Annotated in this window: 20 protein-coding genes, 3 tRNA genes and 1 pseudogene; 12 read left to right on the top strand and 12 right to left on the bottom strand. The window is 73.8% G+C overall.

Annotation, left to right across the window (positions count from 1 at the left end; translation table 11 throughout):
- Window positions 1–16 precede the first annotated feature (16 nt).
- Genes OG904_RS19215 through OG904_RS19200 form a run of 4 tightly spaced genes read left to right on the top strand, consistent with a single transcriptional unit; the run spans window position 17 to window position 5,103 of the window.
- Entirely contained in the window at window positions 17–928 is a 912-nt protein-coding gene (locus OG904_RS19215; protein ID WP_405492554.1) for a phosphatase PAP2 family protein, read from the top strand.
- Window positions 813–2,051 carry a hypothetical protein gene (locus tag OG904_RS19210; protein ID WP_405492552.1) on the top strand — a complete coding sequence of 413 codons (1,239 nt, stop codon included), beginning with the start codon at window positions 813–815 and terminating at the stop codon, window positions 2,049–2,051. The genes OG904_RS19215 and OG904_RS19210 overlap by 116 nt, the downstream gene beginning before the upstream one ends.
- Window positions 2,039–3,778: a hypothetical protein gene (locus OG904_RS19205; protein WP_405492550.1), complete on the top strand. Its 1,740-nt coding sequence runs from the start codon at window positions 2,039–2,041 to the stop codon at window positions 3,776–3,778. Before OG904_RS19210 ends, OG904_RS19205 begins: the two co-directional genes overlap by 13 nt.
- Window positions 3,775–5,103: an AAA domain-containing protein gene (locus OG904_RS19200; protein WP_405492548.1), complete on the top strand. Its 1,329-nt coding sequence runs from the start codon at window positions 3,775–3,777 to the stop codon at window positions 5,101–5,103. Before OG904_RS19205 ends, OG904_RS19200 begins: the two co-directional genes overlap by 4 nt.
- A 38-nt stretch (window positions 5,104–5,141) precedes the next feature.
- Here the strand turns inward: OG904_RS19200 and OG904_RS19195 are convergent, their stop codons facing one another.
- Complete coding sequence (locus tag OG904_RS19195) at window positions 5,142–5,279, bottom strand: hypothetical protein (RefSeq protein WP_405492546.1); 138 nt, start codon at window positions 5,277–5,279, stop codon at window positions 5,142–5,144.
- Here OG904_RS19195 and OG904_RS19190 point away from each other — a divergent pair.
- Window positions 5,259–5,738 carry an NADPH-dependent FMN reductase gene (locus OG904_RS19190; protein WP_405492544.1) on the top strand — a complete coding sequence of 160 codons (480 nt, stop codon included), beginning with the start codon at window positions 5,259–5,261 and terminating at the stop codon, window positions 5,736–5,738. The genes OG904_RS19195 and OG904_RS19190 overlap by 21 nt on opposite strands.
- On the opposite strand, the gene OG904_RS19185 is transcribed toward OG904_RS19190, so the two are convergent.
- Window positions 5,728–5,856, bottom strand: coding sequence for a hypothetical protein (locus OG904_RS19185; protein WP_405492542.1), 129 nt, complete (start codon window positions 5,854–5,856; stop codon window positions 5,728–5,730). The genes OG904_RS19190 and OG904_RS19185 overlap by 11 nt on opposite strands.
- A 131-nt stretch (window positions 5,857–5,987) precedes the next feature.
- Here OG904_RS19185 and OG904_RS19180 point away from each other — a divergent pair, with 131 nt between their 5' ends.
- From OG904_RS19180 to OG904_RS19170, 3 genes and pseudogenes are all read left to right on the top strand, one after another.
- A complete protein-coding gene (locus tag OG904_RS19180) occupies window positions 5,988–6,335 on the top strand; it encodes a hypothetical protein (RefSeq protein ID WP_405492540.1) in 348 nt (115 codons plus the stop codon).
- Between the two features lie 134 nt (window positions 6,336–6,469).
- Window positions 6,470–7,052, top strand: a pseudogene (locus OG904_RS19175) (bifunctional DNA primase/polymerase).
- Window positions 7,043–7,116, top strand: a tRNA-Lys gene (locus tag OG904_RS19170). The pseudogene OG904_RS19175 and the gene OG904_RS19170 overlap by 10 nt, the downstream one beginning before the upstream one ends.
- 51 nt (window positions 7,117–7,167) lie before the next feature.
- On the opposite strand, the gene OG904_RS19165 is transcribed toward OG904_RS19170, so the two are convergent.
- Window positions 7,168–8,361 (bottom strand): M6 family metalloprotease domain-containing protein, encoded by a 1,194-nt coding sequence (locus OG904_RS19165; RefSeq protein ID WP_405492538.1) that lies wholly within the window; start codon window positions 8,359–8,361, stop codon window positions 7,168–7,170.
- 441 nt (window positions 8,362–8,802) lie between these two features.
- On the opposite strand from OG904_RS19165, the gene OG904_RS19160 reads away from it, so the two are divergent.
- Together OG904_RS19160 and OG904_RS19155 are read left to right on the top strand one after the other, a co-directional pair.
- Window positions 8,803–10,611: a putative bifunctional diguanylate cyclase/phosphodiesterase gene (locus tag OG904_RS19160; protein WP_405492536.1), complete on the top strand. Its 1,809-nt coding sequence runs from the start codon at window positions 8,803–8,805 to the stop codon at window positions 10,609–10,611.
- A gap of 137 nt (window positions 10,612–10,748) precedes the next feature.
- Entirely contained in the window at window positions 10,749–11,330 is a 582-nt protein-coding gene (locus tag OG904_RS19155; RefSeq protein WP_405492534.1) for an ALF repeat-containing protein, read from the top strand.
- A 73-nt stretch (window positions 11,331–11,403) separates the two neighbouring features.
- Here OG904_RS19155 and OG904_RS19150 read toward each other — a convergent pair whose 3' ends face one another.
- The gene (locus OG904_RS19150; RefSeq protein WP_405492532.1) at window positions 11,404–13,107 is read right to left on the bottom strand and encodes a glycosyl hydrolase family 18 protein; all 1,704 of its coding nucleotides are present in this window, start codon (window positions 13,105–13,107) and stop codon (window positions 11,404–11,406) included.
- 254 nt (window positions 13,108–13,361) lie between these two features.
- Complete coding sequence (locus OG904_RS19145; protein WP_405492530.1) at window positions 13,362–14,522, bottom strand: LLM class flavin-dependent oxidoreductase; 1,161 nt, start codon at window positions 14,520–14,522, stop codon at window positions 13,362–13,364.
- Between the two features lie 229 nt (window positions 14,523–14,751).
- Here OG904_RS19145 and OG904_RS19140 point away from each other — a divergent pair, with 229 nt between their 5' ends.
- Window positions 14,752–15,510, top strand: coding sequence for an IclR family transcriptional regulator (locus OG904_RS19140; RefSeq protein WP_405492528.1), 759 nt, complete (start codon window positions 14,752–14,754; stop codon window positions 15,508–15,510).
- Between the two features lie 107 nt (window positions 15,511–15,617).
- On the opposite strand, the gene OG904_RS19135 is transcribed toward OG904_RS19140, so the two are convergent.
- From OG904_RS19135 to OG904_RS19115, 5 genes are all read right to left on the bottom strand, one after another.
- Window positions 15,618–15,691, bottom strand: a tRNA-Lys gene (locus OG904_RS19135).
- A 51-nt stretch (window positions 15,692–15,742) separates the two neighbouring features.
- Window positions 15,743–17,425, bottom strand: coding sequence for an AMP-binding protein (locus OG904_RS19130; protein ID WP_405492526.1), 1,683 nt, complete (start codon window positions 17,423–17,425; stop codon window positions 15,743–15,745).
- 26 nt (window positions 17,426–17,451) lie between these two features.
- Window positions 17,452–18,069 carry a lytic polysaccharide monooxygenase gene (locus tag OG904_RS19125; RefSeq protein ID WP_405492524.1) on the bottom strand — a complete coding sequence of 206 codons (618 nt, stop codon included), beginning with the start codon at window positions 18,067–18,069 and terminating at the stop codon, window positions 17,452–17,454.
- A gap of 282 nt (window positions 18,070–18,351) precedes the next feature.
- Window positions 18,352–21,345: an SPFH domain-containing protein gene (locus OG904_RS19120; RefSeq protein ID WP_405492522.1), complete on the bottom strand. Its 2,994-nt coding sequence runs from the start codon at window positions 21,343–21,345 to the stop codon at window positions 18,352–18,354.
- An 11-nt stretch (window positions 21,346–21,356) separates the two neighbouring features.
- Window positions 21,357–22,760 (bottom strand): peptidoglycan-binding protein, encoded by a 1,404-nt coding sequence (locus OG904_RS19115; protein ID WP_405498116.1) that lies wholly within the window; start codon window positions 22,758–22,760, stop codon window positions 21,357–21,359.
- A 282-nt stretch (window positions 22,761–23,042) separates the two neighbouring features.
- Between OG904_RS19115 and OG904_RS19110 the strand changes: the two genes are divergently transcribed.
- Window positions 23,043–23,116 (top strand) — tRNA-Lys (locus OG904_RS19110).
- A 70-nt stretch (window positions 23,117–23,186) separates the two neighbouring features.
- On the opposite strand, the gene OG904_RS19105 is transcribed toward OG904_RS19110, so the two are convergent.
- The gene (locus tag OG904_RS19105; protein WP_405492520.1) at window positions 23,187–23,846 is read right to left on the bottom strand and encodes a class F sortase; all 660 of its coding nucleotides are present in this window, start codon (window positions 23,844–23,846) and stop codon (window positions 23,187–23,189) included.
- A 12-nt stretch (window positions 23,847–23,858) separates the two neighbouring features.
- Complete coding sequence (locus OG904_RS19100; protein ID WP_405492518.1) at window positions 23,859–24,539, bottom strand: hypothetical protein; 681 nt, start codon at window positions 24,537–24,539, stop codon at window positions 23,859–23,861.
- Window positions 24,540–24,616 lie beyond the last annotated feature (77 nt).

Raw genomic sequence — 24,616 nt, 5'->3', positions numbered from 1 at the left:
GCACGTCCTACGCCGTATGACTAATCGGCGGCAGCCCCCGAGATGGTGGGCCGAACTGCTGGTCCTGGGACTCCTCTACGGGGCGTACTCGGGCGGCAGACTCCTCGCCCGGGGCGACGTACGGCTGGCCGTCGACCACGGGCTCGCGATCCTGCGCGTGGAGGAACTCCTGGCCATCGACCTGGAGCGGCCGCTCAACCGGCTCTTCACCCACCACGCGGCGCTCGGCATACCCGCCGACTTCGTCTACGCCTCACTGCACTACCTGGTCACCCCGGCGGTGCTGGTCTGGCTCTACCGGCGGCGCCCCCAGCAGTATCGATTCGCCCGCACCTGGCTGGCGATCTCCACCGTCCTCGGACTCATCGGCTTCGCCCTGGTCCCCACCTGCCCGCCCCGGCTGCTCGACGCCTCGTACGGGTTCACCGACACCATGGCCCGGTACAGCGCGTACGGCTGGTGGGGCGGGGAGGCCAGTGCCCCGCGCGGGCTCGGGGGCCTGACCAACCAGTTCGCGGCCATGCCCAGCCTGCACGTGGGCTGGGCCCTGTGGTGCGGGATCGCGCTGTGGCGCCACGGGCGCCGGCCGCTGGTGCGGGCGCTCGGCGCCGCGTACCCCGCCGTCACCACCCTCGTGGTCATGGGCACCGCCAACCACTACTTCCTCGACGCCGTCGCCGGGGCCGCCGTGATGGGCGCCGGATGGCTCGCGGCCCGCGCCCTGCCCGGATCCCGCGCACCGCACACCGTCCGAACAGCCGGTTTCCGCGGTAAGTCCACGATTGTCAGTGGCGGATGGGACACTTCCGCGGGTGAGCTCCTACCCGTCCAGCGCCGTGCCGCCGCAGACGCCGCAGCTGCCGCAGACGCCACGGCCACTGCGGCCGACGACTCCGCCCCCGAGGACTCTGCGGCAGCGGCTCGCTGACCTGCGCGGCCCCGCCGTGGCGCCCCGCCCGCTCGACGCCCGCGCGCTGGCCGCGCTCGCCGCCAACCCCGGCTGCGGCAGACGCGCCCTGCTCGACGGCGCCGGCGTGGACAAGACGGCCCTCGCCGCGGCCCTCGGCTCGCCGGCCGCCTTCGGACAGTCGCAGTTCGCCATCGTGCGCGGGAACTCCTTCGAGGCCAAGGTCAAGGCCGACGGCGGAGCCGAGCTCCTGCGACTGGTGTACGAACACCTCGGCGCGGGGTCCGGTGGCGATGCCGGGCCGCCGCCCGGGCCGGACGCCCTCGTGCCCGATCTCACCGCCGCCGGGCCGCAGGGCCGCGGCGCCCGCACCGCGCTCGCGCTGCGGGACGCCACCGCCGCCGGCGCCTGGACCCTGCTGGACCACCCCATGCTCGCGCTGGAGGTGGCCGGCTCCCCCGCCTACCTGGAGCCGGACGCCGTCGTCGTGCACCCCGACGGCCGCTGGTCCGTCGTGGAGATCAAGTCGTTCCCGATGATCGACGGGGCCGCCGACGCCGCGAAGGTGGGCGCCGCCGCCCGCCAGGCCGCCGTCTACGTACTGGCCCTGGAGACCACCGCCGCGAAGCTGACCGGCGCCGAGGTCGGGCACAGCGTGCTGCTGGTCTGCCCCCGGGACTTCTCGAACCTGCCCACCGCCGCCGCCGTCGACATCCGCCGCGAGCGTTCCGTGACCCGGCGTCAGCTGGAGCGCCTCACCCGGGTCGAGGAACTGGCCGGGGCCCTGCCCGAGGGGCTCAGCTTCGACCCGGCGCGCTCCCCCGAGGAGCTGACCGAGGCCGTCTCCGCGGTCTCCGCCGCCTACGCCCCCGAGTGCCTGGCCGCCTGCGAGCTGGCCTTCCACTGCCGGGACCGGGCCCGCGGGGCCGGCGAGGTGACCGCGCTGGGCCGCTCGGTACGGGGCGAGCTGGGCGCGCTGACCACGGTCGAAGCCGCCCTCGCGGCGGCCGCGGCCGGTGGCTCCGCCGCCGCAGCCGACGACCCGACGGCGGCCGCCCTGCGGTACGCCGCCCGGCTGCGCGCCGAAGCGCTGGAGCAGGCACCCGACCGCGTCCGCCCGGAGGCCGCCGCATGTCCCTCATGAACACCCTGGCCCGGCTGGAGGCCGTCCGGGCGGGGCGGGCCCAGGCGCTGGCGACCGTACGGCACCGGCATCTGAGCGGGCGCCCGCTGGTCTTCGTACCGCTGACGACCGCGGGCGAGGCCGGGGCTCCGCTCGGCGCGATGGTCGGCACCGATCCCGATGCGCCGCACGTCCTGGTCATACCGCAGCCGCGCGACCGGGACCTGCGGTGGGAGTTCCTGGCGGAGCTGGCCGGGCAGGTGGTCCCGTACCTCGAGTCGTACGCGGACGCCGTCGAGCCCGTGGAGCGCACCGAGACCGATCCGGAGACGGGCAAGCGGGTCAAGGTGGAGGCCGAGCTGTGCCTGGACGCGCCGCAGCTGATCGTGCCGAGCCGCACGGGCATCGAGTACGTACGGCTGCTGGGCCGGTCCATGCGGTTCCGGCGGACCGCCGAGGAGGACCCCGAGAACCCGTATCCGGCGCCCGCACGGGTACCGCTGCTGGGGCGCTGGTTCACGCACCTCGCCGAGCGCTCCCGGGTACCGGGCTCCTCGATGCTGCTGTCGGCGACGGACCTGCTGTCCCGGCACTGGGCGACCGGGCAGAGCAATCTGGAGGACCAGCACCTGGGGGCCCTGCTGGCGTGGATCGACCCGCCGCCGGGGACCACCGGCGCCGAGCGGGCACTGCGCGCGGAGCTCGGCCGGGGCGCGGACGGGCAGTTGCTGGTCCCGCCGGCCGGTCCGGCCACCGATCCGGCGTTCGACAACAAGCTGCTGGCTCCGGCGATCGCGAGGTTCGACGCGGCGCGGGCGGCCGCGGCCGCGGCCCCGAACGGAAACGGGAGCGGGAACGGGAACGGCGACGGGGCCCGGGACCGGGCCCGGGCCGCCGCCGAGCGGGCCGTCCGGCAACTGGTCGTGTCGCAGATGCAGAGCACCTGGAACGCCGTGTGGCAGGCCGTCGGCCTGCTGCGCGAACTGCCCGCCGGGGAGCGGGCCGAGGACCGCTGGACCGGTGACCGCTGGTCCTACACCGGCCACCGGGACCGGGTCCGGGCGGGCGAGGCCCCGCAGCCGCGCCGCGACGACGCGGTGACGGCGGCCCGCAAGCTCGCGACGCGGGAGACCGAGCAGGTCAGGCTCGAGGCCCAGGAGGCGCTGGACGACCTCCTGGTGATGGCGGGGCGGCGGCTCGCGGGCGAGGCCTTCGCCGGCGAGGTCACCGAAGTGGTCATGGAGTGGACGGAGTCGAAGCGGCCGAGCCCGCGCCCGCTGGTGACGGTGGCCACCGAGGACCGGCCGCAGCTCGCTGACGGCGCCGAGGACGGCAGCGGTGGCGGCAGCGGTGGCGCGAAGGTGTACCGCTCCCTGGACGGGCGCCCGCAGAGCGCGCAGTTCGTGCGCCGGGAGGTGGACGGCCGCCTCGTGCTGCGCCTGCTCGACAAGATGGGCCGCGGCAAGGACCCGGAGCCGGGTTCCGTGCCGGAGAAGGGCGACCGGGTGTGCTGGACGCTGTTCGAGCACGATGCGCGCGGCGGCCCGAAGCTGCCGGACGCCGAACAGACCCCGTGGACCCACGGCGGCCCGCCCGCCCACCTGACCGGCTCCACCCCGGCGTACCTGACCGGCTCCGCCCCGGCCCACCCGGCCGGTTCCGCTCCGGCCCACTCGGCCGGTTCCGCCCCCGCGCTCCCGATGCCCGACTCCGCGCCCGATCCAGTGACCGCCGAGGACCTGCTGTGAGTTTCGATCCCGGTGCGGAGGCCGACCGGGCCACCGCGGCCATCCTGCGCGACACCCTGCACGGACCGGCCCGGGGCGTGGTCGTCGACTCCCCTCCCGGGGCCGGCAAGTCCACGCTCGTGGTGCGGGCGGCGCGCGATCTGGCGGCCGCCGGGCGCCGGCTGATGGTGGTCGCGCAGACCAACGCCCAGGTCGACGACCTGGTGTTGCGGCTGCACGGGAAGGACCCGGAGCTGAAGGTCGGCCGGCTGCACAGCAGCGAGGGCGACAGCTTCGATCCGGCCCTGCGCGAACTGCCCTCGGTGGTCCTCTCGGCGAAGCCGGCGGAGCTCGCCGGGCTGCCGGTGACCATCTCCACGGCGGCCAAGTGGGCGTGGGTCAAGGACGTGGAGCCCTGGGAGCACGCCATCGTGGACGAGGCGTACCAGATGCGTTCGGACGCGCTGCTGGCCGTGGCCGGGCTGTTCGACCGGGCGCTGTTCGTCGGCGACCCGGGGCAGCTGGACCCCTTCAGCGTGGTCGGCGCCGAGCAGTGGGCGGGCCTGTCCTACGATCCCTCCGCCTCGGCGGTGTCCACCCTCCTCGCCCACAACCCGGACCTGCCGCAGCACCGGCTGCCGGTGTCGTGGCGGCTGCCGGCTTCGGCCGCCCCGCTGGTCTCCCGCGCGTTCTACCCGTACACGCAGTTCCGCAGCGGTACGGGCCCGGGCGAGCGGCGGCTGTCCTACGGGGTCGCGGGCGACGGCTCGGGCCCCGACCGGGTGCTGGACGAGGCCGCCGCGTCGGGGTGGGGGCTGCTGGAGCTGCCGGCCCGGCACACCCCGCGGACCGACCCGGAGGCGGTGCGGGCGGTGGCCCTGGTGGTCCGCCGGGCGCTGGACCGGGGTGCGGTGACGATGGACGAACAGCCCGGCGGCCCGTCCCCGCTGACGGCCGACCGGATCGCGGTGGGCACGGCCCACCGGGACCAGGCGGCGGCGGTCCGGGCGGCGCTGGCCTCCCTCGGGGTCACCGGGGTCACGGTGGACACCGCGAACCGGCTCCAGGGCCGCGAGTACGACCTCACGGTGGTCCTGCACCCCCTGTCGGGCCGCCCGGACGCGACCGCCTTCCACCTGGAGACGGGCCGGCTGTGCGTACTGGCGTCACGGCACCGGCACGCCTGCGTGGTGGTGGCCCGGGCGGGGATAGCGGAGCTGCTGGACGAGCACCCGTCGACGGAACCGGTCCAGCTGGGCGTGACGGTGAAGTTCCCCGACGGCTGGGAGGCCAACCACTCGGTCCTGGCGCACCTGGCGGAACACCGGGTGAGCTGGCGCCCCTGACCGGGACACGGCCCGCCCCGCCCCGCAGCGTCGCTTGCTCAGCGGGACTTGCGCTCGACGCCGAGGCGGGTCCGGAGCACCTCGCCCACCTCGGCGAAGGTGCGCAGCTGTTCCGGGGTCAGGATGTCGATCAGGTGGCGGCGCACGGACTCCACGTGGAGCGGGGCCGCCGTCATGATCGCGTCACCCCCGTCGACCTCGGCGAGATCGCCCTGCCCTTCCTGGACGAGCCCGAGTACGCCTCCACCGGCAGCTACGCCCACCCCCACACCCGCGCGTGGAGCGCCCTGATCGACTCCGCGGACGCCTTCCTCTTCGTCCTGCCGATGTACAACGGCGGCTTCACGGCCCCGTTCAAGAACGCCATCGACTTCCTCTACCGCGAATGGCAGGGCAAGCCGGCCGGTCTCGTCTCCTACAGCGCGGGCGGCACCGGCGGTGCGCCGGCCGCGGCGATGCTGCGGCCGGTGCTGGAGGCCGTGGGCATGGTGACCACCGCGTCCTCGGTGGCCGTCCCGGGCATCACCGGGCTGGTCCCGGCAGACGGGTTCCGCGCCCCGCAGGGCCTCGCCTGCGAGCTGGCGACCGTACTGGACGAAGTGGCGGCCCTGGCGAAGGCGCCGGTCACCGCGTGACGAGCCGCGCGATGGCGGCTTCCCGGTTCGACGGCTCCGGATGGCGGTGCGGATGACGGCGCCGACCGATCACCTGCTCGACGCCCTCGTCGCAGAGCCGGTCCGGTTCCCCGTGCACACCACCGACCGTACGGGTGTTCCAGCCCGCGCACGGGCACCCTCGGGCCGTCTTGCGCGACGCTGGACAATGGACGGTGGCCCGGCACCTTTCCGGCCCACCGTTTTCCCACGCGCAGCAGGAGGACACGCATGGCAGAGCCCGAGCGGACCGAGCGGAGGCTACGGCCCGCACACCTGCTCTTCGAGCCGTCGGAGACCGTCACCGACCCGGAGCACTTCTTCGACCTGGAGTCGATCGAGGACCCGCGGGAGCTGCTGGTCCGGGCGACGGAGCTGACCCTGGCCTTCCGGGCGGCGCAGGAGCGGGCGGTGGAGTTCCAGGCGGTGGCCGCCGCGCAGCTGGCGGATCCGCGGCGGTTCGACCGGATGCCCGTGGCCGCGATCGCGGAGCAGGCGGAGTGGACCGAGGACTACGCCCGCAAGATGATCGAGTTCGGCGAGTCGCTGCTGCGCGGCACCACCCCCGAGGGTGCCTGACCCGACGGGCGGGCGGGCTCCGCGGTGCGACCTCTGGCATATGCGGGGCGCAACATACCCCAGAGCCACCCGCCCTGTCCCGGATTCCCGTAACTCCCGGAGATCGCTCCACTACGCCGGGTAGACCTGGACGCATGACGACCCTCACCGGCTGTCCCGCGCTCGACATGCGGACGACGACCGCCTCCGCGACCCATGTCACCCCGGCCGGCGCCGCCTGGCTGGCCTCCGCGTCCGCCCGGCCGGGCGGCACGCTGGCCGCCTGGCAGGCCCGGCCCACGGTGCCCGCCGTGCTGCCCTGCGGGACCGCGTTCGACGTCGTCAGCGTCCCGCTCGTCCTGGGGCGCCGCATGCTCGACCTGCTCTGGGCCGAAGGCCCCGGCTCCGGGCCCGCCGCCGTGCACCGCGGGCGGACGCTGCTCTTCGCCGCCCCCGGCACCGCGCACCGCCTCCCGGCCCTCCTCGCCTGGGAGGAGTGGAGCACGCCCGTCCCCGCCCCGCTCTGCCACGGCCCCGGCGACGCGGTCACCGTGCCCCCGCTGGCCACCACCGCGGGACCGTCCCGCTGGCTGGTGGCGCCCGACACGCGGCTGCCGTGGCTGCCCGGACCCGAGGCGCTGCTGTGGGCGTTCCTCCGTGCCACCCGAGCTGCGGATATCGATTTTTCCGATCGCCGGTCGGGGTGCTAATGTCTTCCTCGTCACCAAGCGCCGCTAGCTCAGTTGGTTAGAGCAGCTGACTCTTAATCAGCGGGTCCGGGGTTCGAGTCCCTGGCGGCGCACAGACGGAGAAGGACCCCCACGCGAGTGGGGGTCCTTCTCGTTTCCCCGCCCTACCGCGTGATCTTCACCGTGTACGCGCCCGACTGCGTGCGGTCGGCCACCTCGATCGTGATCCGCTCGCCCGGCACCGTGAACGTCTCGCCCACCTCCAGCGGCGCGTCCGCGAGCGGCGGGTACACCGACCGGTCCCAGCACGCCTCGGTGTCGGGGTGCGCGTCCATGACCTCGATCGGCCCGCCGCCCGAGGCCGCCTCGGTGCGGATCCGGTAGACGAGGACGCCCTCGGTGCACGTCTCCCCGTCGTTGCCCGCGGAACCCCGGGCCTCGACGGCGATCGCGCTCCCGGTCCCCGTACGGATCACCGCCAGCCGGGTGCCGCCCGTGCCACCGAGGGGCGGGGTCTGGGACAGCGGCTGGATGGTGTGCAGGGAGGAGCCGGCCGGTACGCAGTCCACCTGGGAGGCGTCCAGCCAGCCGAGCTTCCACTTCTGCCAGGCGAAGAGGTCCGGGGACATGCCGAACTGGCTGCCCATGACGTCCCAGTCCCCCACGTACGTGTCCCAGTCGCCCTTGCCGTCCGAAGGCCGGTGGTAGAGGTCGGGCAGGTCGAAGACGTGCCCGGTCTCGTGGGCCAGCACGTTGCGGTCCGGCGGGTGCTTCTCGAAGACCGTGACGATGCGGCGCAGGTCGGTGCCGTCCGCCCTGATGGGCTGGTCGAAGTTGACGACCTTGGTGGCGTCCGAGTCGACTCCCGGCGCGTCCGGGTCGGCGATGAAGTAGACGACGTCGTACTGGCTGAAGTCCACCGTCGGGTCGGCTCCGGCGACGGCGTCGCGCAGGTAGGCGGCCCGGTCCGCGGGGGCCCAGTCACGCTGTATCCCGTACGCGGTGGACGGCTTCGGCATCCTGATCCACTGCTTCTGCGGGTGCGGGACCAGCCGGAAGCGGCCGTAGGAGGCCCTCTCGAAGAAGTCGCTGGTCGCCGGGAAGTAGTCGCCGGTGAGCTGCTCGGTCGTCAGGGCGGGGCGGTGGTCGGGGAAGGAGAGGAAGACCATGACCGCGTTGAGGGTCCGCTCGGGCTTGGGGTAGGCGCCGTTCCAGCTGTCCAGGCCCAGGGAGTGGTGGGCCGCGGTACGGGTGAGCGCGCAGGGTCCGGCTCCGGGCACGGCGACCGCGGGTCCCGCGACGAGCGACATGGCGGCGAGCGCCGTCAGGGAAGTGAGCGCCGCCGCCGTGGTTCGCATGCGGGAGCGGTCCACTCCCCCGGGTGTCTGCTGTCGCGGCACATCGACCTCCGGTGGTGGATTGGTACCTCTTCATCCACCTTGGGGCGATTGTCTTACTAATGCCCTGTTCCGCTGCCCCACACGAGTGAGCACTGGGGCAAGACGGTGACGCGGGGTTTCGCACACCCGCCTACGGAAAGTCACGACCGGTCAGGTGAGGACAGCAGAGGTCGCCGCATGCTCACAGCCGTGCGGAAACGATCACGCTCCATCGCGCCGACGATCCGTCATCACACCGAACTCCCGCGTCCCACACGGCGACGCCGCTGGATAGGGCCGTCCGGCAGCCTCTATGATCGGCACACTTTCCTGCACGGACACTCACACGCACTGCGGGAGCCAACGGTGAGCGGAACCTCAGACGGAACCGGTTCGGCGGCCGACAGCATTCGATCGGCCATGACGCAGCGTCACTCCGAGCCGTCGACGACGGCAACCCCGGACCACACCGGATCCGCGCCGCACGACCACGCGGCCGGTCACCAAGCCGACTTCCGGGCCGCTTTCAACGCGGCCCACCTCCCCATGGCCCTCATCGACCGCGGCGGCCACGTCGCCTGCGCCAACGAGGCCCTCGCCGGGCTGCTCGGCGCCGAGCCGGACGCCCTCACCGGGCAGTCCGCCGCCGATCTGGTGGACCTGGCCTCCGAGGCCCGCACCTGGCAGGCCTACCAGGAGGTGCTGCGCGGCCGGCAGGCCCGGCTGCGCTGCACCCGGCGGCTCAAGCACCCCGACGGGCACTCGCTGTGGACCGAGATCACCCTCGGCCCCGTCCCCGCGACCGGCGACGTACTGCTGTCCGTAGCCGACATCAGCGACCGGCGCGACCTCCAGGCCCGCCTGCGCCACCTCCAGATGCACGACCCGGTGACCCGGCTGCCCAACCGGGCGCTGTTCTTCGAGCGGCTCTCCGCCGCCCTGGAGGCGTCCTCGTACGAGCAGGGCGGCACCGGCCGGATCGGGCTGTGCTACCTGGACCTCGACGGCTTCAAGGCCGTCAACGACACCCTGGGCCACCGGGTCGGCGACCGGCTGCTGGCCGCCGTCGCCAAGCGGCTGACCCGGTGCGCCGACCAGTCCGGCTACGGACGCAACGGCGGACACCTCGTGGCACGGCTCGGCGGAGACGAGTTCGCCCTGCTGGTCGAGGAGTCCACCGGCACCGAACAGCTCGCGGACCTCGCGCGGAGCGTACTGGCCGCCGTACAGGAGCCGTTCGACCTCGCCGGGCAGCGGCTGTCGGTCTCGGCCTCGATCGGGGTGGTGGAGCGGGCGGCCGCCGGGACCTCGGCGACCGCCCTCATGCAGGCCGCGGACACCACGCTGTACTGGGCCAAGGCCGACGGCAAGGCCCGCTGGACGCTCTTCGACCCGGAGCGCAACGCACACCGCATGACCCGTCAGGCCCTGTCCTCGACGCTGCGGCCGGCCGTGGAGCGCGGCGAGTTCACGCTGGAGTACCAGCCGCTGGTGGACCTGGAGAGCGGGGTGGTGCGCGGGGTGGAGGCCCTGGTGCGCTGGAACCACCCGCAGTTCGGCTTGCTGACGCCGAATCGGTTCATCGGAATTGCCGAAGAGGACGGCTCCATCGTCCAGTTGGGGCGCTGGGTGCTGCGCACGGCCTGCCGCCAGGCGCGGCGCTGGCAGATCGAGCAGCCCAGCGACTCGCCCGTCTTCGTGTCCGTCAACGTCGCGGTGCGCCAGGTCTGGGATTCCGACCTGGTCGGCGACGTCGCCGAGATCCTGGCGGAGACGGGTCTGGCGCCGCAGCTGCTCCAGCTCGAGCTGACGGAGTCGGCGGTGATGGGCTCCGCCGGACGGCCGCTCCAGGCACTGCAGGCGCTGAGCGACATGGGGGTGCGGATCGCCATCGACGATTTCGGCACCGGATACTCCAACCTCGCCTACCTGAGCCGGCTGCCGGTCTCGGTGCTGAAACTGGACGGCTCCTTCGTCCGCGGCTTCCGCTACGAGGAGGGAGCGCACCCGAACCCGGCCGACGAGACCATCGTCGAGGCCCTGGTGCAGCTCGCGCACCGGCTGGGCCTGACGGTGACCGCGGAGTGCGTGGAGACGGCCGGCCAGGCGGCCCGGCTGCGCCGCGTCGGCTGCGACACCGGCCAGGGCTGGCTGTACTCCCGGGCGGTGGCCCCGGAACTGATCGCCGAGATGATCGCGGCCCGGCCCCGGACCGGCGAAACCCCCTAGTCCCCCTAGTACGGCAACCACGGAAGGAAGCCGTGGCCGGACACTGCCGGTTCCCGGCATTACGCCGCCGCGCCCACCTTTGGAACGATCTTCGCGCCGGCCACCGCCGGCAGCTTTCGTCCCAGGGGGGAACCACGATGAAGACGACCCGAGCCGCACTCGTCCTGACCGCCGCCGCACTCGCTCCGGCCCTGCTCCTGTCCACCCCGGCCCTCGCCGCCGGCCCGGCGGCCGCGCCCGCCGCCGCCGTATCGGCGGCGACGCCGACGGACGCCGACAACGCCGCCGCCATCGTCAGGCTCCTGGCCGATCCGGCCTCCGGCAGGGCCGTCATCCGCGAGGCCAACAAGGCCCTGAACGGGTCCCCGGCCGACCGCGTCGCCTTCCTCAGCACCGGCCTCCCGATCGCCCGGGACGAGGACAACCGGGTGGCCATCGTCAGGCTCCTCGCCGACCCGGCCTCCGGCAGGGCCGTCATCCGCGAGGCGAACAAGGCCCTGGACGGCACCGCCGCCGCCCGGACCGCCTTCCTCGCCACCGGCCTCCGGCTCGCCCGGGCCGAGGACGACCGGTTCGCCGTCGCCCGGATCCTGGCCCGCCCCGGCATCAGCCCGGCCCTGCGCGCGGCGGCCAACAAGGCCCTGGACGGCACCCCCGAGGAGCTGCGCTACTTCGTGACGACCGGCCAGTACGAGGTGGACGGCCGCACCGCGCGCTGATCGCGAACACGGCCGCCCCCGCCCCCGGTGAGGGGGCGGGGGCGGTCGGCGCTCGGCGCGGGGTGGGGGGAGATCAGCAGGCGCCGAGGTCCTTCCAGACACCCCATTCACCGGTGGTGCCGGGCACCTCGTTCTGCGTCCACCACTGGGCCTTGTACTTGCGGCCGTTGTACGAGACCTCGTTGCCGCCGGTGTAGACGGTGCCCGCGACGTAGGCCGGAGCGGTGCAGCCCGCAGGCGGCGTCGTCGGAGGCGTGGTCGGCGGGGTGGTCGGAGGCGTCGTGGGCGGGGTGGTGGGAGGCGTGGTCGGCGGGGTGGTCGGCGGCTGCGTGGTGCCGCCGAGGGAGTCCGAGATCTGGTTCAGCAGCGTGGCGTTGGCGTCCAGGCCGAGCAGGGAGTACATCATCGCGCCGGCCAGGCCGCGCTGCTTGCCGTAGTCGACCCGGGCCTGGATGGACTTCTGGTTGAGGCCGGTGAAGAACTCGCCGTCCTTGAAGAAGTACGAGGCCTTGGCCTGGTCGTCCCAGAAGGTGGTCGCCGGGTTGTCGACGATCCCGCCGAGCTCCTTGTAGAGCGCTATGCCGGCCTGCTGGCTGGTCGGACGGGCGGCCGAGGCCTGCGAGGCGGGCTGGGCGAGACCGTTGGTGGTGCCGGCCTGCACGCCCTTCCAGCCGCGGTAGTAGAACTCGTAGCCCAGGGTCAGCTTGTTGGCGGGGAAGCCGCCGGTGATCCCGTAGGCCGCGTTGCCGTCGATCCAGGAGTCGATGGCGTTCTTGATGCTGTACTTCTCGGTGCCCGGGGCGATCGCGTCGGTCGGGTCGGACGAGGAGGGCAGCAGCGGGGACTGGTGGTACGTCGGACCGTCCGCGTCCCAGGCTCCGTGCATGTCGTACGTCATGATGTTCGCGTAGTCGAGGTACGCGCCGATCTTGTCCGTCTCGATGTACTTGATCTTGTCCTGGCCGGCCGGGAGGGCCGAGGTCAGCAGGTACTTCTTGCCGCCGTTGGCCGCGCCGTACGCGTCGAGCTGGGTGCGGAACTCCTTGAGCAGGAGCGTGAAGTTCTGCTTGTCCTCGGCGGCGTAGTGGTTGCCGAGGTGACCGCCCGACGAGCCCGGGTACTCCCAGTCGATGTCGATGCCGTCGAAGATGCCGGCCGCGCTGCCCGCGCCGCCGTAGCCGCCCTCGACCGGCAGGTTGCCCTTGATGTACTGGTCGATGCAGGAGGAGACGAGCTTCTTGCGGGAAGCGTCGGTCTTGGCCGCGTCGCTGAAGTACTTCGAGTAGCTCCAGCCGCCGATCGAAATGTTGATCTTCAGGTTCGGGTACTTGGCCTTGAGCTGCTTGAACTGGTTGAAGACACCGACGATGGGCTGGTCCCACTTGTCGGCGACGCCGCTGACGCTGTCGGCCGCGCTGAAGGACTTCTGGTAGTCGGCGTACGAGTCGCCCGCCCCGTCACCGGCGTTGGGGTTGTTGTCATCGCCCGCCGCCTTGTTCGCCTCGAAACAGGTGAGGTCGGTGGGGTGGATGTTGCCGAACGAGTAATTGATGACGTCCAGCTTGCTCGCCATGCCGCGGGTGTCGAGGTGCTTGGGATAGAAGGCGTTCCCGTACACGCTCCACTGGTCGTAGTAAGCGATCTTGACATTGCCGGCCGTGGCAGTGGAAGAGGCCTCGGCGGCCGAGGCGGTACCGAGCCCCGCGAAGGTCGCCAGCGCACCGGCTGCAAGCGCGGCGGTGGCGGCAGCCGCGATGAGGGGTTTACGGATGTGCATGAACTGCCTCCGGGGGGTGGGAGGGGAGAGCGAGAACATCAGGTGGGAGAAGTGATAGCGATCACTCCTGGCCCGAGTCAATGGTTTGGACCAAAGAAGGACTAGACCACTGCTGGGACAAATCCCTTGGTCAGAGGCGTGACTGCATACCAATAACTGCCCGCCACCCCAGGTGACGAGCAGTTTTTGGGAACCTCCGGCCATCCCCGCGCAAGGTTTCGGCAACAAACCAGCCAAACCCCGTTCGTCTTCGATCAGAGCGCCTCCGGGTCCTCCCCCGGCATCCCGTACGCATCTGCGACGAGCCCGTACGAGCGCAACCGGGTCTCGCCGTCATGGGCGTTGGCGGTCAGCATCAGCTCGTCGGCGCCCGTCAGCTTCGCCAGGGCGTCGAGCCCGCTGCGCACCTCGTCCGCGGTGCCGTGGATCACGCTCGCGAGCCGTTCGTCCACGAACTCCCGCTCCAGCGGCGTGTACGGGTACGCCGCCGCCTCCTCGGGCGTCGGCACCAGGCCGGGGCGCCCGCTGCGCAGCCGGAGCATCGACAGGGCGCCGGTCAGGACCTGTGCGCGGGCCTCGGCGTCCGTGCCGGCGGCGAGGGCCGCGACCCCGATGACGGCGTACGGGGCGTCCAGGACGGCCGAGGGCCGGAAGGACTGCCGGTAGAGGTCGAGGGCGGGCAGGGTCCCGGCCGGGGAGAAGTGGTGCGCGTAGGCGAAGGGCAGTCCGAGACCGCCGGCCAGCCGGGCGCTGAAGCCGGAGGAGCCGAGCAGCCACACGGGCGGGCGGGCGGCGGGCCCCTGGACCGGGCCCGGCACCGCGTGGACGCGGGCGTACGGGTGCCCGTCGGGGAAGTCGTCGTCGAGGAAGCGGATCAGCTCCGCGAGCTGCCGGGGGAACTCGTCCACGGCCTCGTCGCGCCGCCCGGGCCCGCGCAGCGCCGCGGCCGTGTGCCCGTCGGTGCCGGGGGCCCGGCCGAGGCCGAGGTCGATCCGGCCCGGGGCGAGGGCCTCCAGGGTGCCGAACTGCTCGGCGACGGCGAGCGGGGCGTGGTTGGGCAGCATGACCCCGCCCGAGCCGAGCCGGATCCGGGAGGTGTGGGCCGCGAGGTGGGCCAGGATCACGGCCGGGGAGGAGCTGGCGACCCCGGGCATCGAATGGTGCTCGGCGACCCAGTGCCGGTGGTAGCCGCGGGCCTCGGCGAGCCGGGCGATGCCGACGCTGGTGCGCAGGGAGGCGTGGGCGGTGCTGCCGGCTCCGACGGTGACGAGGTCGAGCACCGAGAGCGGGACCGGGGCCCGGCCGACGGCCGTCCCGCGGATCCCGCCGCGGTCCCCGGACGGGCCGGTCCCGGCCCGGTCCGGTGTGCGGCTCCCCTGCCGACCCTGCCGACCCGCGTCTCCGGTGTCACTCATCGTCGCTCCCGCTCCGCTCGCCCGTCCGTACGAAGAACTCGAACCGCACGGCCGGGCCGGGCATTCCCGGTGCTCTCGGACATAGCCCATGACCTTGGCATATGCCAGGGGAGTAGATCCAGGCAGAGCGATGTGATTGAGCCATCAATCTCATCAACAGGCGCTCCACATGGGCCTCTTGGTGGCTATCGTGTGAGAGCAAGCGGTAACAACCTGCTAGGGGGAAACCGTGGCGCTGAAGCCCGAGCCGACCGCGCCGTTCCACTCGGTGCAGTACGCCCTGCGCGTACTCGAAACGGTCGCCCGCCATACCGGCGGCGTGACCGACGTACAGATCGCGCGTGAGACCGGCCTGCCCGCGGTCCATCTCGCCCCCATGCTCCTCATGCTGCGCCGAGAGGGGTACGTGCTGCAGGTGTCCGACGGCGCCTACGCCATAGGCGACTCCCTCGTCCTGCTCGGCTCCGGCATCGACCGCCAGCAGGCCCTCCAGGACAAGCTCCAGGACACCCTGGACCGGCTGCGCGACTCGGTGGGCGCGGCGGTCTACATCAGCCGGTACGTCGACGGCGAGGTACGGATCACGCAGTTCGCGGACAGCCCCCGCACGCCCAAGGTGCACGAGTGGGTCGACTTCCGCTCGGCGGCGCACGCCAGCGCGGTGGGCAAGTGCCTGCTGACCCAGCTCGACCTGAACGGACGGCGCGACCACCTGTCCCGGCACAAGATCGCCCGGCTGACGTCGAAGACCATCGTGAACGAGCGGATCCTGTTCTCGAAGCTGGACAGCCAGCCGGCCACGGTTCCCATGCTCGACCTGCAGGAGTACGCGGTGGGCACGGTCTGCGCGGCCGTCCCGATCACCGCCGGAGCCTCGGTGGGCTGCCTGGCCCTGTCCCTGCCCGTGGAGCACGCCCACCGGCTGCGGGCGGCGGCCGACGCCCTGAACCGCAAGGCCGCGCCGCTGCTGCTGTCGCTCACCCTCTGACGGCGGGGCGGCCGGTCGGCCGGGCCTCGCGCCCGGTGGGCCCCGGAACCGTCCCGGAAAACACTTCGGGCGGTTCCCGGTGAACCGGAAACCGCCCGAAGGACAGGTGCGCCGCCAGGGACTCGAACCCCGGACCCGCTGATTAAGAGTCAGCTGCTCTAACCAACTGAGCTAGCGGCGCCTGCTGATAGAGAAAATACTACCTGCTCCTCAGGGGTGCTCAAAACCGTATTCAGCGCCCCAGCAGATCGGCCCGCCCCTGCGCCTCGTAGGAGGCCAGGAGGGTCGCCCGGTCCGCCGGTTCCATGATCCGGTACGCGCTCTCGCCCGGCGGCCGCCACCAGACCGGGTCCGTGGTGCTGAAGGCCTCGCCGCGCAAGGAGACCCGGTGGACCTTGTTCGTCGCCGTGACCGGCATGGTGGCGACGATCCGCACGTAGCGCGGGGCCATCTTCGTGCCGAGGTCCGGCTGGGCGTCGAGGAAGGCCGCGAAGCCCTGCGGGGAGAAGGCGGCCCCCTCGCGCAGGGCCACGGCCGCCATCACCTGGTCTCCCGCCACCTCGTCCGGTACGGCGTACACGGCCACGGCGGCCGCCCGGGCCCAGCGGGCCAGGATGCTCTCGATGACCGCGGCGGCCAGGTTCTCGCTGTCGACGCGCAGCCGGTCGTCGGTGCGGCCGGCGAAGTAGAGGAAGCCGTCGGAGTCGCGGAAGAAGAGGTCGCCGGTCCAGTACCAGCCGTCGCGGGTGCGGGCCGCCTCCGCGTCGGGGTTGCGCCAGTAGCCTTCGAAGAGGCTGCGGCCCTTGTTGACCAGCTCGCCTATGGCCTCGGAGCCGTTCAGGAGCCGGCCGCGCGCGTCGAGCACGGCCGGCGGGCACTCGCGCCCGGTCTCCGGGTCGATGACGGCCAGGTCGTCGCCCGCGCCCGCGCGCCCCAGTGCGCCCGGCGGGGTGTCGGGGGTGCGCTGGACCGAGGCGCCGCCCTCGGTGGCCCCGTAGCCCTCGACGAGACGGACCCCGAAGCGTTCGGCGAAGCGCGCCGCGTCGACCGCGCCCGCCTCGGTGCCGAAGCCGAGGCGCAGGGCGTGCTCGCGGTCGTCGGGGCGGGGCGGGGTGGCGAGGACGTACTGGACGGCCCGGCCGACGTAGGTGAAGTACGTCGCTCCGTAGGCCCGTACGTCGTCCAGGAACGCGGAGGCCGAAAACCGCCGTCGCAGCGCCACCGCGGCGCCGCCCGCGAGGGCCGGGAGCCAGTCGGCGATGACCGCGTTGCCGTGGAAGAGGGGCATGCAGATGTAGTGGACGTCGTCCGGGGTGACCGAGAAGTGCCGGGCGAGCGAGGCGCCCGCGCCCGCGAGGCGGCCCTGGGTGCAGATGGCCGCCTTCGGGGCGCCGGTGGAGCCCGAGGTGAAGTAGAGGAGCAGCCGGGAGGCCGGGCCCGGACCGGCGCCCAGGGTCGCGTCACCGGGTTTCGCTCCGGCGTACGGCGCGAGCAGCGCCGCGTACTCCCCGCCGTCCTCACCGTCCGTGACCAGGATCCGTACGCCGGGCAGGTCGAGGCCGCGCAGGAGCGGCAGGTGGGCGCGCTCGGTCACCAGGATCCGGCAGTCGGTGTGCAGGATGTCACGGGCCAGCTCGGGACCGCGCCGGGTGGGGTTGATCCCGGCGACGGCGGCCCCGGCGAGGGCCGCCGCGCCGAGCCAGAACGGGAACTCGGGAGTGTTGTCGAGCAGCACCCCGACGTGCGGCTGCGCCCCCGGCGGCAGCAGGTCGACGAGGAGCGCGGCGCGCGCCGCGGCCTCCCGGGCGGTCCGGTGGTGGCTGAGCACGCCGTCGGCGTGCTTCAGGCCGGGCCGGTGGTCGCCCCATTGGCTCGCGATGAGCTCCGCGACGGTTTCGGGTGTCGTCGTCCGCATGCCGCCGGAGGGTAGCTGACGTTCCGTCAGAATTGAACGTCGGAGCAGGAGTAGAAGGCGTTCGCGGTGTCGTTCACGGTCCAGACGGCGAGGATCAGGTGCCGGCCGCTCTTGCCGCTCGGCATGGTGCCCTGGTGGACGGTGGTCATGGCGGGGCGGGCGCCGTTGTAGGCGACCGTGAGGAAGGGCTGCGGGTCGAGGTCGGCGCGGGTGAGGGGCTTGGTGGGGTTCCAGCCGTTCTTCGTGACGTAGTACCGGAAGTCGGTGGTGGAGTGGTTCGCGGTGAACTGCCAGCGGAAGCTGTAGCTCTGCCCGCCGGTCACCGGAGTGGCGGGCCAGGCGCCGCCGCGCGGGTCGTCGAGCTGGGCGAACTCGCTGTGGTTCGCCGAACATATGTGACCGTCTGCGGGACCGGCCGCGGGGAAGCCCTTGAGGCCCTCGACGCTCTGGGGCTCCCACTGGATGGGGCCGCAGTCGGCGACGGTCTTGTTGGCGCAGAGCTTCTGGCGGCTGATGGGGGTGTCGGTGTAGCCGTGGCCGGTCGCGGTGGGGGCCGTGACCAGCGCGAGGGTGGTGACGGCTCCGAGGCCGGCGGCGGCGACGGCGGCGGCCCGCGGGGTTCTGGGCATGCGGAAGGAACGCATGATGCTCCTTGAACGTGGGGGGGGTGTCCGGCGAGAGCGTGCGCGCACGTGGGGATGGACCGTACCGGTGTCGGCGGCACGGCCCGCTCACGACTCTTTAGGTCTAGACCAAGTCCCACAGTATTGACGGGAGTTGGCCATGTCCAGACCAATGGAAGAACGGGTGGTCCGGTCCACCCGTATCCACCCGCTCTTCCACTGCCCCTCTTGCGCTGCCCCTCTTGCGCCGCCCAGCTTGCGCCGCCCAGCTTGCGCTGCCCCTTCTTGCGCTCCGCGTGGGTGCTACTCCGCGCGGCCCGTGTAGAAGGCCACGGTGAGGTCCTTCACCAGTGCCTTGCGCTCGTAGTCGTCGAGCTCTACGAGCCCGCGCGAGGTGAGCCGGTGGACGGTGTCGTCGACCGCGTCGACCACCGAGGTCAGGACGGTGTCCCGGTGCTTGGCGTCGATCGCCGCGACCCGGCGCCGGCGCATGGCGTCCGCGACCTCGGGGGCGTACTCGATCCGGGTCGGCTGCGCCGAGAACACCTCCACTCCGACCGCCTCGGTCTCGGCCGCCAGCATCCGGGTCAGCGCGTCACCGACCGCCTCGGCGTCGCGCAAGGTCGGGGCGTCCTCGTGGAAGGCGTCGGCGGGCAGCTGGGACAGCACGCGGGCCATGGCCGATTCGACCTGCTCGGCGAGGTAGTCCACGTGGTCGGCCACGGCGAGGGTCGCGCGGGCCGTGTCCTTGACCTGCCAGACGACCTGGACGACGACCTGGAGGGCGAGGCCGCCGGAGTCGACGGCCGGCATCGGGTCGCTGCGCCAGTGCCGGAGCCTGACGTCGACACGGCGGCGCAGGAGGAGCGGGCTGATCCAGGTCAGGCCGGAGCGGCGGACGGTGCCCCGGTAGCGGCCGAAGAGGGTGAGCACCCAGGCGTGCCCGGCGCGGCCCCGGCCCAGTCCGCCGAGGGCGAGGAGCACGATGATCCCGAGGAAGGCGAGCGGGGGCCAGAACCGCGCCTGCAGTCCCCGGTAGGGGCGGGGTTCCACGCCGAACGCCACGGCGAGGGGGTCGGGGACGGCCCCGGCCCGCCAGAGCACGACCGCGCAGCCGGCGAGCGCGATCCCGCCGACGGCCACGCCGATCCAGCCGGGAAGCACCGGGCCGTGGTGCTCGCGGAGCCGGTCGTCGCCACGGGGGACGCGGCGGCCGGGGGCGGACCGGGCGGGGGCAGCCGGAGCCTTGGCCTTTGCCTGGGGCTGCTGCTTCGCGGGCGGCTGGGCAGTGCGCTGGACCGCGCCCCGGAACGGCAGGTGGACCGGTACCTCGGTCACCCCGGGCCCGCGTACGGGCGTGACCCGGGGCAGGTCCTGCGTATCGTCCTCCGCCATCCGCGCCACGGCCCGCGCGACGACCTCGACGACCCCGGGCCCGGGCACGAACGGGGCGTGCGGCTCGGGGGCGTCCTCGACGTCGGCGTCGGCATAGGCGGCGGGCTCGCCGGACGCAGCACCCGCCCATCCGACCCCACCTTCGGAGGCGGGCACGGCACCGCCGGGTGTGGGTGTGGCACCGCCGGGCGCGGGCACGGCGGCACCCGACGCGGGCACAGCGCCGCCCGGCGCGGGCACGGCACCGCCCGGCGCGAGCACGGCGCCACCCGACGCGGGCACGGCGCCGCCCGACGCGGGCACGGCGCCGCCCGACGCGGGCACGGCGCCGCCCGGTGTGGGTACGGACCACGTCAGCTCGCGCCCGCCGGCCGGGGCGTGCGGAGCTACGTCGGCTCCCGCCTGCCGTGCGGCCGCGCCGCTGAAAGCGTGCTCGGCGTCAGGGGACGGACCGGGGACACCGCGTTCGGACACGAACCCGGCGACGCCGTGCGCGGGCTCGGCATCGGCCGGTCCGGGCAGGCCCCGTACGGCCGCGGGCACCGTGTACCCGGCCTCCTGGGCCGGGCCCGGGACACCGTACGGCGGCGCGCTGCCCGCCTCGGCCTCGGCCGGTTCGGCGGCTCGGCCGGTCGACCCCGGCAGGTCCGCCGTGCTCGGCGGAGCGTAGGTCCCGTCGCTGAACAGCCCGCTCCGGCGGCCGGTTTCGGCGTCGGCGACGAGACCCGCGGCGGCGAGGGACGCTCCCCGGGCGGCCAGGGGGGTGGCGGGCCAGAGGTCGTCCTGCGGATGCGGGCGGGCGGCTTCGCCGTCGAGCCCCCGCAGGCGCGGGGTGGCGGCCCCGGCGTGGGCCTGCTCGTCCTGGGGGTGCGGAATGTCCAGCGCCTGGGCCCGCGCCGCGGGTACGTCGCCGCGCGCGGCCTCCGCCGCCCGGGCGGCGGGCCCGTGCGGGGCACCGGCCGGACCCCGGCCCGCCGCTCCCGCGACGACCGGCCAGTCCATGCCCGGGCCGTCGATGTCCCGGTCCTCCGTGCCCCCCGGTGGCGTCTCGGCGACGGCAACGGGAGCCGGCTCCGGCCGCGCCTGGTCCTGAGCCACCACCCAACCGGTCGGCTCCGCCCACCCGGTCGCGGTCGGCGCGGCCGCGGTCCGCGCGGTCACCGCCCACTCGTCCCGTGCCCGCTCGGCAGCGGACTGCCCGGTCGCCGCCAGCTCGGCCTGAGACGGCGCGCACGCGGACTGCCCGGTCGCCGCCCACTCGGCCAGACCCGCCGCGGACTCGGACTGCGCCGCCGCCACCCACTCACCCGGCGGCGGCGCGGACGCGGACGACCCGGTCACCGCCCACTCGCCCTGAGCGGATGCGGCCACGGGCTCCCCCGTCACCACACCCTCAGCCCGAGCCCGCTCGGACACGGACTGCCCGGTCGTGGCCCACTCGCCCTGAGCAGACGCGGACGCGAACTGCCCGGTCGCCACCGACTCACCCTGAGCGGACGCGGCCACAGACTCCCCCGCCACCGCCCATCCGGCCCGAGCCCGCTCCGACGCGGACTGCCCGGTCGCCGCCGACTCGGCACCGCCCGGCTCGGTCGCCGGCCGCTCCGCCGCGTGCGGCCCGGCCAGGGGCGGCGCGCCCTCGGCCGGGCCCGTCGCCGCCCACTCCGTGGCACGCGGCCCCGGCGCAGACGGCGCGGCCTCCGCCCGCTCGGGCATGGCATCCGCCCACTCGGAGGTGGCCTCCGCCCGCTCCGGCGTGGCCGCCGTGGACGGTGCGGCCGTCGGCTGCAGTGCTTCGGTCCGGTTCGGCGCGGCCGCGGATGTCGGGGTGGCCGTCCGGTCCGGTGGGGTCGGGCGGAGGTGGAAGGTGCCTGTGGTCGAGGTGGTGCGCGTGGGGTACATCGTTGCCTCCGTCATGCGAACAGCCGGCGCCAGGTTTCCGGGCCCGGGTAGCCGTCGGCCTCGGCGCCGCGCCAGCCCTGGGCTCGCTGGAACGCCTCGACGCTGCGGCGGTCGGCCTCGGCCCAGCGGGAGCCCGGACCGGTTGGGTAGTACTTGCCGAAGCCCTTCTTCACCAGCTGGCGGCCAAGGGCGGTGATGGACGGGTGGGACACCCCAGGGCGGAAGGTCGCCAGACCCGGGTAGGCGGGCTTGCCCGCCGGGCCCGGGGCGACGCCCCGTGCCGGGGTACCGCCGCGGGCCGGGGTGCCGGCCGGTGCCGGGGCGGTGCCCGGTGCCGGCGGAATGTCCTTGCCCTGGTGCTGGGCGAGCAGCCGCCAGGTGTGCGCGCCCGGAAGGCCGTCCGCGTCCGCGCCCGTCCAGCCCTGGGCCCGCTGGAAGGCCTCGGTCGCCTGCCGGACGGCGTCGGTCCACTGCGTGCCGACGCCCTTGGGGTAGAAGCGGGAGCCGCCGCGGTCGACGAGCATCCGGCCCAGCTGGGCGATGTGGACGTTGTCCGCGCCCGGCCCGAACTTCGACGCCCCGGGGAAGGCGGTCGGGACGGCCGGCGGGCCGCCCGGCTTCGGCGGTTCGCCGACCACCGGGGTCCCGGGAACGACGCCGCCCGCCACCCCGTTGAACCGGTACGGGACGTAATTCGCGGCGTTGTTCCAGTAGCCGTAGGGCGTGGGCAGGCGCCGCGTGGTCGGCCGCGTCTGCTCGTAGGCGACGTAGTGCGTGCGGGTCTCGTCCACCCACCCGCCGAAGATCACGACGTGCGAGCCCTTGTTGGGGTCGGCCGGGTTGTGGAAGAGCAGCATGTCCCCGGGCAGCAGCTCCTCCTTCGTGATCCGGGTCGCGAATTTGTCGAGGCTGCCGGTCCATTCGTTCGTGCCGAGGTTCCAGGCCATCGAGACGAAGCCGGAGCAGTCCTGCCGGTACCCGTCGGACCAGTACTCGGACATGCTGTACGGGACCTGCGCGTCGAGCCACAGCTTCGCCCGGTTGATGATCGCCGCCCGGTCGGTCCGCTTCACCGCCGAGGGCGCTCCCGGCAGTCCGGCCGGTTTCGCGGGCGCGCCCTTCTTCCCGCCGTGCAGCGGTGCCCGGCCGCCCTGCGGCTGCCCCGGGTCGTCCTGCGACACCGTGCCGCCGGGGCCCGGAGCGGTCACCGCGACCGCCGCTCCCGCGCCGCCGCCCAGGACCACCCCCGCGGCAGTGACCAGGACCAGTGCCCGGCGCGCCCCGCGCGCGGCGGGGTGTCCGCCGTCGCGCAGCGGTATGGCCCGGGCCCGGGCGAGTGCGCGGCGGCGCTGGGCGCAGCCCTGGCACGGGCAGTCGCCGGCGGGCTCGTACTCCTCGAAGGCGGGCATCGGCATCGGGGTCCCGGCAGACGCCGCGGCCGGTGCCGGGGCCGGGGCCGGTGCGGGCATCGGCGTCACTTCGTACACATCCGTCGGAGGCTGCATCGTCATGCGGTTCCGTCCACTCCCCTGCTCGTCCGCTGGTCGGCCGGGACCGCATCTGTCGGGGCATCAGATTCGGCCTGGCCCAGACATATCGTGCACGATAAACCCCCCAAACATGGGTTAATCGGACAACGCGGGCGCGGCCTGTCACGAGCACCGGTACGGGTGGGGTAGAGTTTTCCCTGTCACCAAGCGCCGCTAGCTCAGTTGGTTAGAGCAGCTGACTCTTAATCAGCGGGTCCGGGGTTCGAGTCCCTGGCGGCGCACAGACGGAAGAAGCCCCTCGCAGTGAAAACTGCGAGGGGCTTCTTCGTTTGCCCGGACCGCTTACGCCGCTTACGCCGCCGTTCCCGGGCGGACCCCGACGCCCGTCAGGTACGCCGACACCACCACGTTCGCCGTGTACTCCTTGGCCGCCTTGTCGTACGCGCCGCCACAGGTCACCAGCCTCAGCTCCGCCCGGCCCCTGACCCTCGGGCCGTACGCCTTGGCCGGGTCGAAGCCCGCACGCTCGTGGACCCGTACGTCCTCGACCGTGAACTCCGCGACCGATCCGTCCGCCCGCACCACGCGCACCTTGTCGCCCGGCTTCGCCGAGCTCAGGCCGTAGAACACCGCCGGCTTCGACTGCGTGTCCACGTGCCCGACCAGCAGCGCGGTCCCGGCCGTGCCGGGCTGGGCACCGCCGCGCCACCAGCCCACCGTGCCCGGGTTCTCGTACGGGGGCGGTTCGATCGCACCCTTCGCGTCCAGATCCCGGACGATCACCGGGGCCTGGACGCCCAGGGACGGTACGTCGACCCGCGCGGGCGCGGCCGGCCCCAGCGGGGTGTGCGCCGCGGGCATGCCCGCGGCCGCCGGTCCGCCGGCCTGGCCGGGGACGGGTATCTGCACCCCGGTGATCTCGCGGCCCCACAGCCACAGCCCGAGGACCAGCACCGACCAGGCGGCGAAGGTCAGCAGCCGGGAGCCGGGCACCTTCGCCTCCCCGCTCACCCGATCACCCGCTCACTCGCCGCTGCGGCGACGGCGCAGGGTCATCGCCCGGCCGGCGACCGCCAGGGTGGCGGCGGCGGCGAGCACGGCGCCGATCACCGTGTGCGGCAGACCGGGGCCGTCGCCCCCGTGGCTCTTCTTCGCCGTCGCGGCCAGCTGCGCGGAGCCGGCGGCGGTTCCGGCGGCGGCCTGCTCCGCCTTGACCTGCTCGGCCTTGACCTGCTCGGCCTTGGCCTTCGTGGCGAGCTCCGCGGACATGCCGCCGCCGCCCGCGTGGACCGGCCAGACGGGCGTGTGGTGGGGGTCGGGGTGATGCTCGCGGCGGCGCTCGATCTCGATCGTGCCCCACTCGCGCTCGCCGCCCCGGCCGCCGCACTTGATCTTGATGTCGTGGCGGCCGGGCTCGGCCCACGAACGGATCATCGCGTCGCCCCACAGGGTGCGGCCGTCGTCGCGGCCGGCGGAAAGCCGGACCTCGGAGACGAACACGGCGGACTGCGCGACGGCCCAGTCCTCGTCACAGCCGCGGACGCGCAGTTTGACCTGCGCCCCCGGCTCGGCCGGATGGGGGTCTGCGGACACGCTGCCGCGGTTCCACTCCTCCGCGAAGGCGATGGGCGCGGTCACGGCGGACAGGGCCGTCAGGGCGACGGCCACCCCGGCGGCACGGAGAGCGATCAAATCACTGCGCATGGTGAACCTCCTCAACAAGGAGATTCACGCGCGCCGCGCCGCTCCGCATCCGGAGCGGCGCTCTCTTGGCCCGTACG

The organism is Streptomyces sp. NBC_00096, assembly GCF_045041305.1.
Taxonomy (GTDB): domain Bacteria; phylum Actinomycetota; class Actinomycetes; order Streptomycetales; family Streptomycetaceae; genus Streptomyces.
This window is presented reverse-complemented; position numbering and strand designations above follow the sequence as displayed.

Coding starts and splice junctions, on each gene's coding strand:
- OG904_RS19160 (WP_405492536.1), top strand. CDS start 8,803: ATGACGCAGCGTCACTCCGAGCCGTCGACGACGGCAACCCCGGACCAC.
- OG904_RS19180 (WP_405492540.1), top strand. CDS start 5,988: ATGGCAGAGCCCGAGCGGACCGAGCGGAGGCTACGGCCCGCACACCTG.
- OG904_RS19100 (WP_405492518.1), bottom strand. CDS start 24,539: ATGCGCAGTGATTTGATCGCTCTCCGTGCCGCCGGGGTGGCCGTCGCC.
- OG904_RS19195 (WP_405492546.1), bottom strand. CDS start 5,279: ATGACGGCGGCCCCGCTCCACGTGGAGTCCGTGCGCCGCCACCTGATC.
- OG904_RS19150 (WP_405492532.1), bottom strand. CDS start 13,107: ATGCACATCCGTAAACCCCTCATCGCGGCTGCCGCCACCGCCGCGCTT.
- OG904_RS19115 (WP_405498116.1), bottom strand. CDS start 22,760: ATGCCGATGCCCGCCTTCGAGGAGTACGAGCCCGCCGGCGACTGCCCG.
- OG904_RS19205 (WP_405492550.1), top strand. CDS start 2,039: ATGTCCCTCATGAACACCCTGGCCCGGCTGGAGGCCGTCCGGGCGGGG.
- OG904_RS19130 (WP_405492526.1), bottom strand. CDS start 17,425: ATGCGGACGACGACACCCGAAACCGTCGCGGAGCTCATCGCGAGCCAA.
- OG904_RS19165 (WP_405492538.1), bottom strand. CDS start 8,361: ATGCGAACCACGGCGGCGGCGCTCACTTCCCTGACGGCGCTCGCCGCC.
- OG904_RS19155 (WP_405492534.1), top strand. CDS start 10,749: ATGAAGACGACCCGAGCCGCACTCGTCCTGACCGCCGCCGCACTCGCT.
- OG904_RS19125 (WP_405492524.1), bottom strand. CDS start 18,069: ATGCGTTCCTTCCGCATGCCCAGAACCCCGCGGGCCGCCGCCGTCGCC.
- OG904_RS19215 (WP_405492554.1), top strand. CDS start 17: ATGACTAATCGGCGGCAGCCCCCGAGATGGTGGGCCGAACTGCTGGTC.
- OG904_RS19145 (WP_405492530.1), bottom strand. CDS start 14,522: ATGAGTGACACCGGAGACGCGGGTCGGCAGGGTCGGCAGGGGAGCCGC.
- OG904_RS19120 (WP_405492522.1), bottom strand. CDS start 21,345: ATGTACCCCACGCGCACCACCTCGACCACAGGCACCTTCCACCTCCGC.